We start from the raw sequence: 13,390 nt of genomic DNA, 5'->3' as shown, positions 1-13,390 counted from the left end.
GGCGGTCAGGAACCCTCGCGGGCTACCCCAAGGGTCTCACGCCCCGCCGACACCGCCCCACGGGTTAATCGATCAGGCCCCAAAGGCGCCGCGGCGGCGCCTCCGGGGCCTGATCCTGGTCACACGGTGCAGGCGGTCATCCCGTCGGGTCCGTCGTCTCGTAGTTCTGGCCGAGCACGACGGAGACGTCGGCGTTGGACGTGGTCTCGCCCTTCCTGACGGCGGTGGTCGGGAGGCCGAGGGTCTTGGCGACCTCGATGGCGTCCTGTTTGCGGGCCGCGTCCGAGTAGGTGACCTGGGAGGTGGCCCGGGCGGTGCCGGGGGTGCCGGCGTCGAGGAAGGTGTAGCCGCCGTTGAGGATGACCACGCGGGCCTGCTCGGTGGCGTCCTCGTCGCCGGTGGCGTTCCGGATGCCGACACGGACCGCGTCCCCGGCGTCGGGGCTCTTCGCGGCGCCGCCGAGCAGGTCCTTGACCACGCTGTCGGAGTCCTCGGCCCTGAGGGTGCCGTCCTGCTGGACGGGCAGCAGCTCGGTCTTGTGGTCGCCGCCCTTGGCGTGGTCGGCGAGCTTGGCGAGGAACGCGCCGAGATCCTCGTCGCTGAGCGAGGGGTCGAGGATCTGGGCCAGGGTCTGTACGGTGACCGTGGCGGCCTGCGCGTCGGAGGACAGCTTGCGCAGCACGCCCTGCATGACCTGCCCGAACCGCTCCAGCTGCGCGTTCTGAGACTCGCCGGAGGCCCGGTAGGTGGCGTAGGCGACGGCCATCTTGCCGCTGAGGGTCTGTCCCTTGCCCTTGTTGACGAGGGGTGCCTCGGTCTTCTTCTCGGCCTCGGGGTCGGGCACGTCCGTGTTGGTGTCGATGTCGATGTTGCCGACGAGTTCGACGAGGTTGTTGAGGTACGGGGTGTCCAGCCGCCAGGTGCCCTCGATGTCGGTGCCGAGGACGGTGTCGAGTTCGTCGCGGGTGCCGGAGGAGCCGTCGTCGTCGACGGACTTGGCGAGGGTGGTCGTCGTGCCGTCGTCACCGGTCAGGGCGAGGGCGTTGGGGATCAGGACGGTGGCGCCCTGCTTGGTGGTGGTGTTGTTCACGAGCAGCGCCGTGGAGGTGCCGCCCCCCTTGGTGTCGTGCAGATGGACGACGACCACATCGCGTTTCTGGGCGGCCGCGGACGTCGTGGTGCCGGTCCGCGTGTCCGAGGACGCCCCGGGCAGCGTGCCGTCCCACCACAGGTAGCCGACGCCGCCGGTCGCGACCAGGGCGAAGACCACGGCCAGGGCGATCAGCCGGCTCTTGGCTCGCCGCTTGGCCTCCTCACGGCGCTCGGTGCGGTTCTCGGTGAAGTTCAGCCAGTCGATGACGTCCTCGGAGTCACCGTCGGGCTCCTCGACGAAGGCGAACTGCTCGGTGCGGTACTCCCGTTCGTCGAAGTCCCGCGCCGAAGAGGTGTCACCGGCCCGGGGTCCGCTCTCCTCCACGGTCGCCGGCGGCCCCGCCTGCTGCGGGATGTACGCGGTCTGTTCGGCGACCTGGGCCGCCTGGTGACCGGTGCTCGCGGTCTGCCCGTAGGGGTCGTACGAGCCATGGGTGTCGTAGGTGGGGACGGGCGCCTGCTGACTCGTGTCGTAGGACGGCACCGGTTGCTGCTGACCGGTCCCGTACGGGTCGTAGCCGTAGCCCTGGGGCTGCTGTTGCTGCGTCCAGTACGGGTCGTACGCCTGCTGCCGGGGTACCTGTCGGTACACCGGCTGCCCGTACTCGTCGTAGCCCACGAGTTCGTACTGCTGGTCGCCCCCGTGGCCAGCGTCGTATCGGTCGTTCACCGGTGCCCCTCTCGGCTCACTCGCCGCGGTACAGCTGCCGCTTGTCGATGTAGCGCACCACGCCGTCCGGCACCAGGTACCAGACGGGATCGCCCTTGGCGACTCTCGCACGGCAGTCTGTCGACGAGATGGCGAGCGCCGGAACCTCGACCAGTGAGACCCCGCCCGCGGGCAGGCCCGGGTCGGCCAGGGTGTGACCCGGACGGGTGACCCCGATGAAGTGCGCGAGGGAGAAGAGTTCGTCGGCGTCGCGCCAGGTGAGGATCTGGGCGAGCGCGTCGGCGCCGGTGATGAAGAAGAGGTCCGACTCGGGGTTGAGCTCGTGCAGTTCGCGCAGGGTGTCGATGGTGTACGTGGGGCCCTTGCGGTCGATGTCGAGGCGGCTCACGGAGAAGTGGGGGTTCTCGGCCGTCGCGATGACCGTCATCAGATAGCGGTCCTCGGCGGCCGACACCGTGCGGTGGGACTTCTGCCACGGCTGGCCGGTCGGTACGAACACGACCTCGTCGAGACCGAACTGCGCGGCGACCTCCTGGGCCGCCACGAGGTGCCCGTGGTGGATCGGGTCAAACGTTCCGCCCATGACGCCGAGGCGTCGCCGGCCGGGCTCCGACGGGCGGCTTCCCGGTATGCCGGCGGTGCTGTCGGCCCGGCCGCCGGTGGTGTCGTGCGCCTGATCCTTCGCCTTGTCCTGCTCCGGACCGGTAGGCAATTCCTGCTCTCCCATGCATGGAGAGCCTACCGGCCCGGCCGACGCGCCCGACTCGAACGTCCTTTTGCGGGGATTAGCGATCCCGGTTGAAGCGGGTCGTGATCCACAGCAGCAGCATCAGGGCGAAGAAGGCTCCGCCGCCGGTCAGGTAGGGGTTCAGGCTCTCGTGGTTGCCGCCGTGCTCCCCGCCGCCCTCGGCGGCGAAAGTGACCAAGTCGGCAGCGGTGCTGTGGAAGCTCATCGTCGGCGTGACCTATCCGGGTGTGGGATCGGGATAAAGACTGGGGCCATCGTAAGCGGGGGGCTCCTCGGCGATCACGCCGACTCCGCCCGGGAGTGAACGCGGGCACCGCCGGGCGCGTACTTCTCGTGGGAGACAACCGTTCGCGTGCTCCGTACGTCCTTCACGTCGGCGGGCGTCACTCGTCCCGCTTGTATCCCCGCAGCAGGAACCACGCCATCAGGACGGAACCCAGGACCATCACGATGAGCACCACACGCAGCAGGTTGCCGGCTCCCTGTTCCTTCGCGGCGGCGTCCGCGGCCTCGGTGAGCCAGCCGGATGCCGACAGGTGCGGGAGATGCTCCATGAGATCGCTCCTTACGGTTGATGCCCTGCCACGGTAACTCCGCCTAGGCTGGGCCTCGCTTCGGGGGCAACATGGGCAATCAGACGCATGGGGGAAAAACATGCCGGACGACAGCCACGAGCAGAACGGGCACGAGAACGTGCCGAGCAGGCAGCGCAGGCGCTTCGAGGGGATCTCCTCGCGGGCGTACGAACACCCCGCGGACCGCTCGGCGCTGGTCGCGCTGCGCAAGCTCAGCGGCTTCGACACGGTGTTCAAGGCACTCAGCGGTCTGCTCCCGGAACGCAGCCTCCGGCTGCTGTTCCTGTCCGACTCCGTAAGGGTCTCGGACCAGCAGTTCGCCCACCTCAACGACATGCTGCGGGACGCGTGTTACATCCTGGACCTGGAGAAGGTCCCGCCGATGTACGTGAACCAGGACCCGCAGCCGAACGCGATGTGCATCGGTCTGGACGAGCCGATCATCGTCGTGACCACCGGGCTCGTCGAGCTGCTCGACGAGGAGGAGATGCGGGCCGTCATCGGCCACGAGGTGGGCCACGCGCTCTCCGGCCACGCGGTGTACCGCACGATACTGCTCTTCCTGACGAGCCTTGCCCTGAAGGTCGCCTGGATCCCGCTGGGGAACCTCGCGATCATGGCGATCGTGACCGCCCTGCGCGAGTGGTTCCGCAAGTCGGAGCTCTCCTCGGACCGCGCCGGCCTCCTGGTCGGTCAGGACCTGCAGGCCTCGATGCGCGGTCTGATGAAAATCGCCGGCGGCAACCATCTGCACGAGATGAACGTGGACGCGTTCCTCGCGCAGGCCGAGGAGTACGAGGCCGGGGGCGACCTGCGCGACTCCGTGCTCAAGATCCTCAATGTGCTGCCCCGCTCGCACCCCTTCACCACCGTGCGCGCTGCCGAGCTGAAGAAGTGGGCCGAGTCCCGCGACTTCCAGCGGATCATGGACGGGCACTACCCGCGGCGCAGCGAGGACAAGGGCACCTCGGTGACCGACTCCTTCCGCGAGTCGGCCGCGCACTACACGAGCAGCGTCAAGAACTCCAAGGACCCGCTGATGAAGCTGGTCACCGACATCGCGGGCGGCGCGGGCGACCTCGGCGGCCGGGTGCGGCGCGGCTTCGGCGGCTTCGCAGGCGGCGGCAGCGGCTCGGGGTCGACCGCCACGGACACCGAGGCTCCGACCGACACCGACACCGATACCCCGCGGGACAGGCGCCCGGACGACGAGTGACGTACGGTCACCCTCACTGATGCGACAGCGCCCGGCCCCGAGATCTGATCTCGGGGCCGGGCGCTGTCGCGTCACACCTTGGGCTGCGCACTCTCCGCGAGGGAGCCGCACAGGGCGGTGGCGGCGCCGGTGCCGTACGGGTCGGTGCCGGCGGCCGGGCCGCCCGCCTTGGCCGTCTGACCGGCGAGCAGCGGGCGCAGATGGTTCGTGGCGTCGTCGGCGCAGGCCAGTGGTCCGGCCTGGACGTAGGCGACGACGATCTCGGCCTGGTGGGTGCGCAGGTCGTCACGGTCGAAGCGGAAGTGCAGCTCGCGCCGGACGGTGAACAGCGAGGCCTCGACCGCGGCCTTGTCGCCCGGCGGCCGCAGCGCGTACACAAGGGTGTGGGCGGCGACGACCTCCAGGGTGCCGGAGTCGAGCTCGGCGGCCTGGAGCGTGCCCTGGACGCGGATCTTGCGGTCGGCGAGTGCCGCGCGGGACGGGTCGAAGCGGACCAGCCAGCCGGTGGGCGCGTGCCGCCCGTCCGCCGTCGGCTGGTCGAAGCTCTGCTCGAACTGGTCGAGCTGCTCCGAGTCGACCAGCCGCCGCACGGGCTGGACGGTGGTGCCGCCGAGGACCTCCGGGTCGAGGGCGGAGGCGACCAGGTACTCCTTGGCGATGGTCAGCGCGGAGACGATCTGGCTGTCGGTGAAGTGCTCGGTGCGCCGGGTGGCCGGCATCGTGATGCCCTCGGCGCCGATCCGGAACTGGGCGGCCGGGCTGTGCGCGTACAGCGTCTCGGGCTCCTCGGCGCCGGGTACCGCGGACTGCGGGGACAGCGGTATCACCGTCATCCGCAGCGGCTCGGTGGGCTTCCCGGCCGGGTTCTCGTACGGGTGGCGGACGCCCATGTAGATCGCGGTTCCGAAGGCGAGGGCGATCAGCAGGACGAGGACCAGGGCCTGCCGGGAGAAGCCGCGGCGCAGGGGCGGGCGGCGGCGCACGGCCGGGGCGTGGTCGGAGAGGCGCTCCTGGGCGGAGAACTCCTGGAGGCGGGCAGCGCGGACGAACGACTCGTCGAAGACGACGGATCGGTACTCGTCCTCTCCACCGCCGGGGGCGCCCTCGGGACTGCCCTCAGGTGGGTTTCCAGGCCCGCCCATACCTTCAGAGTAGGTCTCCGGGGGCCTCGGTAAACGCGGTGGTACACGACAAGTTCTGACAGGTCCCCACCAGGTTTTCGAACAGCTGTCGAACTTCCTGCCAAGGCTTGACCAGGCTTCCTGCCAAGGCTCGACCAGGCCGTCTCAGGGCGTGCGGGGCACCGCCGATGCCGACACCGCCGGCTGGGAGTAGTCCGCGGAGGCGGAGGGGCCCGTCGGGATGCCCTGTTCGACGCCGGTGGTGGCGGGGGGCAGCGGAACCTCGTCGCGGCCGGAGGAGGCGCCCCGGTAGACCGCGGTGAAGGCCAGCGCGACCATGCCGATGCCCATGACCAGGGCGAGGATCCAGGCGACGGGCCGGTGCCAGCGGGACTGCTTGCCGTAGGGCCTGCCGTACGCCCCGTCGGGGCCGTAGTGGCCCTCCAGGATCTCGGTGTCGTCGAGATCGTCCAGTTCGTCATCACGGCCGTGGCCGAAATCGGGGCCGTCGGGTCCGAAGCCGTCGTCGTAACGGTCGTCGTCGCCGCGTGCGCCTCTGGAGCGCGCCCGGCGCGCTTCGGCCTCCTGGGCCGCGGCACGGGCCTCCGCCGCTGCGAGCAGACGTTCGACCGCGGTCGGCTCGTGGACCACGGCCGCCCGTACGAAGTCCTCGTCGAAGACCACGGAGGCGAACTCTTCGTCCATACCCCCGCGGTCGCGGTCGTCGTCGGGCTCCCAGCCGTCAGGGAACGGCGTGCCCCCCACGTCCTCCGGCACGGATCCAGAGTAGACCGGGGTGGTCAATTTGGGCAGACGGTAAGGAAATTCATCCGTTTTGCCAGGTGGTCGCCAGCCCGTTCACAGGAGCGGACCGGCGTCCCACGAGGCCCGTGCCGCTCAGCGCCGTACGTGTCCGTCGCCCGTCACGATGTACTTCGTGCTGGTCAGCTCGGGCAGGCCCATCGGGCCGCGGGCGTGCAGCTTCTGCGTGGAGATGCCGATCTCGGCGCCGAAGCCGAACTGGCCGCCGTCGGTGAAACGGGTCGAGGCGTTGACGGCAACCGTCGTGGAGTCGACCAGCTGGGTGAAGCGGCGGGCGGCCTGCTGCGAGGTCGTCACGATCGCCTCGGTGTGGCCGGAGCTCCACAGCCGGATGTGTTCCACGGCCCGGTCCAGCGAGTCGACGACGGCGGCGGCGATGTCGTACGACAGGTACTCGGTCTCCCAGTCGTCCGTGGTGGCCTCGACGACCGTGGCCCGGCTCTCCTTGGCGAAGGCGAGCACGCGCTCGTCGGCGTGGACCGTGACCCCGGCGTCGGCGAGGGCGTCGAGGGCGCGGGGCAGGAACACGGGGGCGATGTCCTGGTGGACGAGGAGCGTCTCGGCGGCGTTGCAGACGCTCACGCGGTGCGCCTTGGAGTTGATCAGGATCTCGATCGCGGTGTCGAGGTCGGCATTGGCGTCGACGTAGACGTGGCAGTTGCCCGTGCCCGTCTCGATCACCGGGACGGTGGACTCCTCCACGACCGTGCGGATGAGGGAGGCGCCGCCGCGCGGGATGAGCACGTCGACCAGGCCGCGGGCGCGCATCAGCTCGCGTACGGATTCGCGGCTCTCGCCGGGGACGAGCTGGATGGAGTCGGCGGGCAGGCCCGCGCCGCCGACGGCGTCCCGCAGGACTCGTACGAGGGCGGTGTTCGACTCGAAGGCGGACGACGAGCCGCGCAGCAGGACCGCGTTGCCGGACTTCAGGCAGAGGGCCGCGGCGTCCACCGTCACGTTCGGGCGGGCCTCGTAGATGATGCCGACGACGCCGAGCGGGACGCGGACCTGGCGCAGGTCGATGCCGTTCGGGAGGGTGGAGCCGCGGACGACCTCGCCGACCGGGTCGGGCAGCGCGGCCACGTCGCGGACGTCGGCGGCGATCGCGCGGACCCGCTCCGGGGTCAGCGTCAGCCGGTCGACGATCGCTTCGCTGGTGCCGGCCTCACGGGCCCGCTCGATGTCCTTGGCGTTGGCGTCGACGATCTCACTCGTACGGACTTCCAGCGCGTCCGCGATGGCGAGCAGCGCGTCGTCCTTGTCGGCGCGCGGGAGCGGCGCGAGGTCGGCGGCGGCGGCCTTGGCACGGTAGGCGGCCCGGGTGACCGGCGTCATGGAGTCGTACGGCGAGAGCGAGGTCATGGAGAAAAGGGTAGTGCGCCCGGCGGGAGCGTCCATCGGCTGTTCCAAGACGCGAGACACACCCGCGGGCTTCCGGCGGGACGGTCAAAAGGGATGGACGCCGACGGGCGAGGCCGGCGGCGGCCCGTATCCCTCGGCGATCCGCAGGTGGTACGTCTGGCGGTCGATGACCTCCAGGCCGACGATCTCCCAGGGCGGCAGCCCGGCCGTCCGGCGGTGCTCACCCCACAGGCGCAGGGCGACGGCCGCCGCGTCGTGGAGGTCGCGGGCCTCCTCCCAGTAGCGGATCTCGGCGTGGTCGTTGGCGTAGCGGCTGGTCAGCAGGAAGGGGTGGTCGTGGGCGAGCTGTTCGAGGCCGCGCCGCACCTCCTTGAGGGGGGCCTCGGGTCCGGAGACGCTCAGCGTGACGTGCCACAGCCGGGGCAGGTCCTGCGGCTTCTCGACGCTGTCGCCCTCGTACGTGTCCGAGGCGGCGACGCTGGTGAGCGCCCGCTCCTCGCCGGCCGCACGGGAGGTACCACCACCACGGGACGCCGCGGCCCCGGGGCGCACTCGTCTCACGACGGCCTCCTTCGCAACGATTCGTGCTTCGCAATAGGTCGTGCGGAATCTCCCCGAGACAAAGTTGAGCAGGCTCAGGGGCTTCGCGTGGCGGTTTTACGGAACGCGCACTGCCGGGGCCCGCGCTTTCGCCCCTCCATGGGGCCGCTGGTCAGGGGCGCAGGAGGACGAGGTCGTCCCTGTGTACGACCTCTCGTTCGTACGCGGGACCCAGCTCGCGCGCCAGTTCCCGGGTCGAGCGGCCGATCAGCTGGGGGATCTCCTTGGCGTCGAAATTGACCAGCCCGCGTGCCACGGCCCGGCCCGTGCCGTCGCGCAGCTCGACGGGGTCGCCCGCGACGAACTCGCCCTCGACGGCCGCGATGCCGGCCGGCAGCAGCGACGTGCGGCGCTCGACGACCGCGCGCACGGCCCCGTCGTCGAGGGTGAGCGCGCCCTGCGGGGTGGAGGCGTGCTGGAGCCAGAGCAGCCGGTCGGCGGAGCGCTTGCCGGTGGGGTGGAAGTACGTGCCGGTGTCGCGGCCGGTGAGGGCATCCGCCGCGTGGACGGCGCTGGTGAGGACCACGGGGATGCCCGCTCCGGTGGCGATCGCGGCCGCCTCGACCTTGGTGACCATGCCACCGGTGCCGACACCGGCCTTGCCGGCGGAGCCGATCTCCACGTGCGCGAGGTCCGCGGGGCCCCGCACCTCGGCGATCCGTGACGTGCCGGGCTTGCTGGGGTCGCCGTCGTAGACACCGTCCACGTCGGACAGCAGGACCAGCAGGTCCGCCCGCACGAGGTGGGCGACGAGGGCGGCGAGGCGGTCGTTGTCGCCGAAGCGGATCTCGTCCGTGGCGACGGTGTCGTTCTCGTTGACGACCGGCAGCGCGCCCATCGCGAGGAGCTTGTCCAGGGTGCGGGAGGCGTTGCGGTGGTGGGCGCGGCGGCTCATGTCATCGGAGGTGAGGAGCACCTGGCCGACCCGGATGCCGTAGCGGGCGCAGGAGGCCGTGTAGCGGGCCACCAACAGGCCCTGGCCGACGCTGGCGGCCGCCTGCTGCCGGGCGAGGTCCTTGGGGCGGCGGCGCAGGCCCAGCGGCGCGAGCCCGGCGGCGATGGCGCCGGACGAGACCAGCACGATCTCCCGCTCTCCGCCGCTGCGGGCCTTGGCGAGGACGTCCACCAGGGCGTCCACCCGGTCCGCGTCGAGGCCCCCGGAGGCTGTCGTCAGTGACGAGGAACCCACCTTCACGACGATCCGGTGTGCGTCCGCCACTGCCTGCCTTGCCGCTGACACGCCCATCCCCAATGTTCGACCAGCCCGGTGTGTGCACTCTGCAATCTACGGGAGCGGCCGGGGCGGACGCGTCTCCATTTCGAGGGGCGGACGGCAGCGGATCGCGGAGGTGGACGGCGACCGCCCGCCTCTGAGCCCTTTATGGGGAGATGCCGAGACGCGCCTCAAGGTTCCATGAGTTATGTCCGACTACTGGTGATTGCTCCCGCCGAAGATTGCTCCCCGGCCTCCCTAGGTCATACGGTCAGGGATCGGCCTCCCTCAGGCCACCCCCAGACTCACCTTCCCCCCTCCGTCCGTCACACCCCTCCGCAGGAGCCCAGCCCGTGCCCTCCGCAGGCCTCGCACCCCGCCGCATCGCGCAGCTGTCAGCGCTGCTCGCGATGTTCGCGCTCTTCACGGCCCAGATCGTCTCCGCGCTGCTGCCGAACATCCCCGTGTTCGTCGCCGCCGGCGCGGCGGGCCTCGTCCTGGACACGTATCTGCAGTACCGGGACCCCGGGCTGCTCGCGCCCCTGGGCAAGGTCCGCTTCGACGCGCTGGTGCGCCAGCTGCTGCGCGACATGCTGATCCTGGTGGGGCTGCTGCGCATCGACGGCATCGACCCGCTGCGCGAGCATGCCCCGCTCCTGGTCGGCCTCTGTGTCTTCTACGTGGTGCACTTCACCTGCCAGGCCGTCTCGGTGCTGGTGCGCCGCACCCGGACGCTGCCGATCGTCACCCGCAACATCGACGCCTCCGAGCTGCGCCTGACCGCCGCCCCGCCGCGCATCCTGGCCCGCCGCCAGGCCCACCGGCTGCTGACGTTCTCCCTGCCCATCACGGCCGGCCTGGTTCTCACCGCGGCCACGCGCGACGCCACCTGGGGCGGCCTCGGCCTCGGCGTCGGTCTGACCCTCCTCGTCGCGGGCACCGCGTACCTGGCGACCTGGCTGCTGCCGAAGAAGCGGGCGAAGAGCGAGCAGCAGGTCATGGAGTGGCTGGACAAGTGGCTGGCGCGGTACCAGCCGACCACCGCGATGTACTTCTCCGGCGGTACGACCTCTGCCTACCAGGCGAACATGTGGCTCTCCACGCTCTCCCAGCTGGAGAAGCCGCTGATCGTGCTGCGTGAGCGTTTCATGGTGCAGAAGATCGACGCGACGGACGTCCCGGTCATCTGCTTCCCGAAGGTGTCGACGATGTTCTCCCTGGAGAACTCGACGCTGAAGATGATGCTGCACCCGGCCAACGCCGCGAAGACCTCCCAGGTGCTGCGCATCCCCACCGTCAAGCACGCCTTCATCAACCACGGCGAGAGCGACAAGCTCTCCTCGTGCAACCCGTACGCGAAGGCGTACGACGAGGTGTGGGTCGCCGGTCCCGCCGCGCGCGAGCGGTACGCGCTCGCCGAGGTCGGCGTCGAGGACAAGGACATCGTCGAGGTCGGCCGCCCGCAGCTGGCGCCGATCCGCCCGTACGCGGGCCCGCCGACCGGCACGTACACGACCGTCCTCTACGCCCCCACCTGGGAGGGCTGGGACGGCAACCCCGGCAACACCTCCGTGGTCCTGGCCGGCGAGAACATCGTCCGGGAGCTCCTCGCCGACGACAAGGTCCGGCTGCTCTACAAGCCGCACCCGATGACCGGCTCGGTCGACCCGCGCGCGGGGGCCGCGAACGAGCGCATCAAGGCGATGATCCGGGAGGCCAACACCAAGCGGTCCGGGACTCGCCCCGGCCCCGAGGCGGCAGCCGAACTGGCCCGCCGTACGGCTGAGTTGGACAAGCTGACCTCGACCTCCTTCCGTGCCAGCGCGGACGAGATGGAACGGATGCTGCTGCAGGGCACGCCCAGTGGGAACCGTGAGGCGGCCATCGCCGAGGCGACGCTGGCGTGGGAGAAGGCGTACTGGTCGTCGTTCCCCGAGTGGGAGCACAGAATCGTCACCGAGGCGCGGCCCGCGATCTTCGCCTGCTTCAACGTGTCCGACCTGCTGATCAGCGATGTCTCGTCGGTCGTGTCCGACTGGCTGTCCAGCGAGAAGCCGTACGCGGTCGCCAACACGTCCGGGCTGCCGGAGGCGGCGTTCCGGGTGGCCTTCCCGACGGTCTCCGCCGGTGTCGTCCTCGCGCCCAAGGCGGGCGGCGTCCCCGCCCTCCTCGACGCGGTCCGCGACCCCGAGAAGGACCAGTTCACCAAGGCCCGCGCCGAGCTCAAGGAACAGCTCCTCGGCCCCTCCGACCCGCCCTCCCTCGTCCGCTTCGGCTCCGCGGTGAAGGCGCTCTGCGCCAAGGCCGACGACCGCCGCGTACGCATGGAGTCCCGCCTCGCCACCGAGATCCCGTCGCCTCGGGAGGCGGGGGAAGAGGTGCCCGAAGCCGAGTCCAGCGACACGGAGGCGCTCCGCTAGGGAAAGCCGAAGGGCCCCGGGGGTGGTTGGCGAATTCCAGGGGTCGTTGCAACACAAGTGATCAACTGGCTGTGGCCAGGAGCTTGGCGAGGCGCTCGGCTGGGGTTTCCCAGCCGAGCGTTTTGCGTGGGCGGCTGTTGAGTTCGGCGGCGACGGTGTCGAGGTGTCCGCGGCTGTGCTGCGACAGGTCGGTGCCTTTGGGGAAGTACTGCCGTAGCAGGCCGTTGGTGTTCTCGTTCGAGCCGCGCTGCCAGGGGCTGGCCGGGTCGCAGAAGTGGACCGGGACGCCGGTGGTGACGGCGGAGGAGCCGTGGGCCAACATCTCGATGCCCTGGTCCCAGGTCAGGGACCGCATCAGGCGGGCGGGGAGGGTCTGGGCGGTTTCGGTGAGGGCGTCGCGGACGTGTTCGGCGGTGCGGCCGTGGGGAAGGTGCAGCAGCATCACGTACCGGGTGGCGCGCTCGCCGAGGGTGCCGATGGCGGAGCCGTTGTCCCTGCCGATGACCAGGTCGCCTTCCCAGTGGCCGGGCACGGCCGGTCGCCGGCCTCGGCAGGGCGTTCGCTGATCATGACCATCGGAGTGGAGAACCGCGGAACGCGCTGGTGGGGCTGTCGGTGGGGCTTGCGGCGCGCGCGTCCGGTGCGCAGGGCCCGGGTCAGTTCGCGGCGCAGTCGCCCCGGCCCTGGATGTAGAGGGCCCTGGTAGACCGTCTCGTGGGTCACGTGCATCTCCGGCCGGTCGGGGAAGCGTGTCCGCAGAGCCTGGCAGACCTGCTCGGGGCTCCAGCGCAGGTGCAGGTGGTGCCGGATGAAGTCGCGCAGCTGAGGGTTCCGGCCGATCTTGCCGGGCTTGGGGCGGGGCCGGCGGGCATCGGCGCGGGCCTGGGCGGCGTGGGGCCGGTAGGCCCAGCGGGAGGAGTCCCCGCGCAGTGGCATGCCCTTGCGGCGTATCTCCCGGCTGATCGTGGAGGGACTGCGGTCCAGCCCGGCCGCGATCTGCCGGACAGTGGCCTTCTCCCGCAGCCGGTCGGCGATGTGGATGCGCTCGGCTTCCCGCAGATACCTCGACGGGCTCTCGGGCGGTGCGACGGCAAGTACGGGCAGTGCCGCTCTGTTCTTGCCGGTCGCCGCCCGGCCGTTGCGCCACCGCTTGCCCGTCCGGTAGTTGATCCCGACGCGTTTGCAGGCTTCGGCGCTGCTCAGGCCCTGGTCCATGAGCCGGAAGTATTCCTCCCGCTCACGGACCAGACGCCTGCGGCCCTGAGACTTACCCCGGTTTCCCCGGATCTCGAAGTCCATCGCACCCCTTGAACTGGGGTGTTGCAACGACTCCTAGAACCCAAGCGTTGCTCCGGGGCCCTTTTGCCGTTCGGGTACTTGCTGCGCCCAATAGCTCGGGGGATGCGCTCGGAGGGCGACTGCGGGCGGTAGGTGGCTGATCGCGCAGTTCCCCGCGCCCCTTACGGGGCCCGACCCGCCGTACACAGGCGC

At 70.7% G+C, this 13,390-nt stretch carries 11 protein-coding genes and 1 pseudogene; 2 read left to right on the top strand and 10 right to left on the bottom strand.

The annotated features are described in order from the left end of the window. Positions 1 to 136: 136 nt before the first annotated feature. From JIX56_RS31250 to JIX56_RS31235, 4 genes are all read right to left on the bottom strand, one after another. The gene (locus JIX56_RS31250; protein WP_257545435.1) at positions 137 to 1,822 is read right to left on the bottom strand and encodes an LCP family protein; all 1,686 of its coding nucleotides are present in this window, start codon (positions 1,820 to 1,822) and stop codon (positions 137 to 139) included. Between the two features lie 16 nt (positions 1,823 to 1,838). Next, complete coding sequence (gene nadD, locus JIX56_RS31245; protein WP_257545433.1) at positions 1,839 to 2,549, bottom strand: nicotinate-nucleotide adenylyltransferase; 711 nt, start codon at positions 2,547 to 2,549, stop codon at positions 1,839 to 1,841. Between the two features lie 58 nt (positions 2,550 to 2,607). Then, on the bottom strand, positions 2,608 to 2,775 hold the full coding sequence (locus JIX56_RS31240; protein WP_257545431.1) for a hypothetical protein: 168 nt from the start codon (positions 2,773 to 2,775) through the stop codon (positions 2,608 to 2,610). 178 nt (positions 2,776 to 2,953) lie between these two features. Continuing rightward, complete coding sequence (locus tag JIX56_RS31235; protein WP_257545430.1) at positions 2,954 to 3,124, bottom strand: hypothetical protein; 171 nt, start codon at positions 3,122 to 3,124, stop codon at positions 2,954 to 2,956. A 100-nt stretch (positions 3,125 to 3,224) separates the two neighbouring features. On the opposite strand from JIX56_RS31235, the gene JIX56_RS31230 reads away from it, so the two are divergent. After that, the gene (locus JIX56_RS31230) at positions 3,225 to 4,361 is read left to right on the top strand and encodes a M48 family metallopeptidase (RefSeq protein ID WP_257545428.1); all 1,137 of its coding nucleotides are present in this window, start codon (positions 3,225 to 3,227) and stop codon (positions 4,359 to 4,361) included. Positions 4,362 to 4,432: 71 nt separating this feature from the next. Here the strand turns inward: JIX56_RS31230 and JIX56_RS31225 are convergent, their stop codons facing one another. From JIX56_RS31225 to proB, 5 genes are all read right to left on the bottom strand, one after another. Then, positions 4,433 to 5,503: an SCO2583 family membrane protein gene (locus JIX56_RS31225; RefSeq protein WP_257545426.1), complete on the bottom strand. Its 1,071-nt coding sequence runs from the start codon at positions 5,501 to 5,503 to the stop codon at positions 4,433 to 4,435. Positions 5,504 to 5,647: 144 nt separating this feature from the next. Beyond that, positions 5,648 to 6,259: an SCO2584 family spore wall biosynthesis protein gene (locus tag JIX56_RS31220; protein ID WP_257545424.1), complete on the bottom strand. Its 612-nt coding sequence runs from the start codon at positions 6,257 to 6,259 to the stop codon at positions 5,648 to 5,650. Positions 6,260 to 6,379: 120 nt separating this feature from the next. After that, positions 6,380 to 7,666 (bottom strand): glutamate-5-semialdehyde dehydrogenase, encoded by a 1,287-nt coding sequence (locus JIX56_RS31215; protein WP_257545422.1) that lies wholly within the window; start codon positions 7,664 to 7,666, stop codon positions 6,380 to 6,382. Between the two features lie 84 nt (positions 7,667 to 7,750). Continuing rightward, entirely contained in the window at positions 7,751 to 8,218 is a 468-nt protein-coding gene (locus JIX56_RS31210) for a hypothetical protein (protein ID WP_257551231.1), read from the bottom strand. Between the two features lie 160 nt (positions 8,219 to 8,378). Continuing rightward, on the bottom strand, positions 8,379 to 9,506 hold the full coding sequence (gene proB / locus JIX56_RS31205; RefSeq protein ID WP_257545420.1) for a glutamate 5-kinase: 1,128 nt from the start codon (positions 9,504 to 9,506) through the stop codon (positions 8,379 to 8,381). A gap of 326 nt (positions 9,507 to 9,832) precedes the next feature. Between proB and JIX56_RS31200 the strand changes: the two genes are divergently transcribed. After that, complete coding sequence (locus tag JIX56_RS31200; protein WP_257545418.1) at positions 9,833 to 11,899, top strand: hypothetical protein; 2,067 nt, start codon at positions 9,833 to 9,835, stop codon at positions 11,897 to 11,899. 61 nt (positions 11,900 to 11,960) lie between these two features. Here the strand turns inward: JIX56_RS31200 and JIX56_RS31195 are convergent. Next, positions 11,961 to 13,198: pseudogene (locus JIX56_RS31195) on the bottom strand (IS30 family transposase). Between the last annotated feature and the right edge of the window lie 192 nt (positions 13,199 to 13,390).

It is taken from the genome of Streptomyces sp. CA-210063, assembly GCF_024612015.1.
Classification (GTDB): Bacteria; Actinomycetota; Actinomycetes; order Streptomycetales; family Streptomycetaceae; genus Streptomyces.
The sequence above is the reverse complement of the archived record's forward strand: the minus strand, read 5'-3'. Positions and strand labels throughout refer to the sequence as shown.

Bases quoted from the DNA above. Each gene is read 5' to 3' on its own strand.
- JIX56_RS31225 (WP_257545426.1), bottom strand. From the start codon at position 5,503: ATGGGCGGGCCTGGAAACCCACCTGAGGGCAGTCCCGAGGGCGCCCCC.
- JIX56_RS31235 (WP_257545430.1), bottom strand. From the start codon at position 3,124: ATGGAGCATCTCCCGCACCTGTCGGCATCCGGCTGGCTCACCGAGGCC.
- JIX56_RS31230 (WP_257545428.1), top strand. From the start codon at position 3,225: ATGCCGGACGACAGCCACGAGCAGAACGGGCACGAGAACGTGCCGAGC.
- JIX56_RS31240 (WP_257545431.1), bottom strand. From the start codon at position 2,775: ATGAGCTTCCACAGCACCGCTGCCGACTTGGTCACTTTCGCCGCCGAG.
- JIX56_RS31215 (WP_257545422.1), bottom strand. From the start codon at position 7,666: ATGACCTCGCTCTCGCCGTACGACTCCATGACGCCGGTCACCCGGGCC.
- nadD (WP_257545433.1), bottom strand. From the start codon at position 2,549: ATGGGAGAGCAGGAATTGCCTACCGGTCCGGAGCAGGACAAGGCGAAG.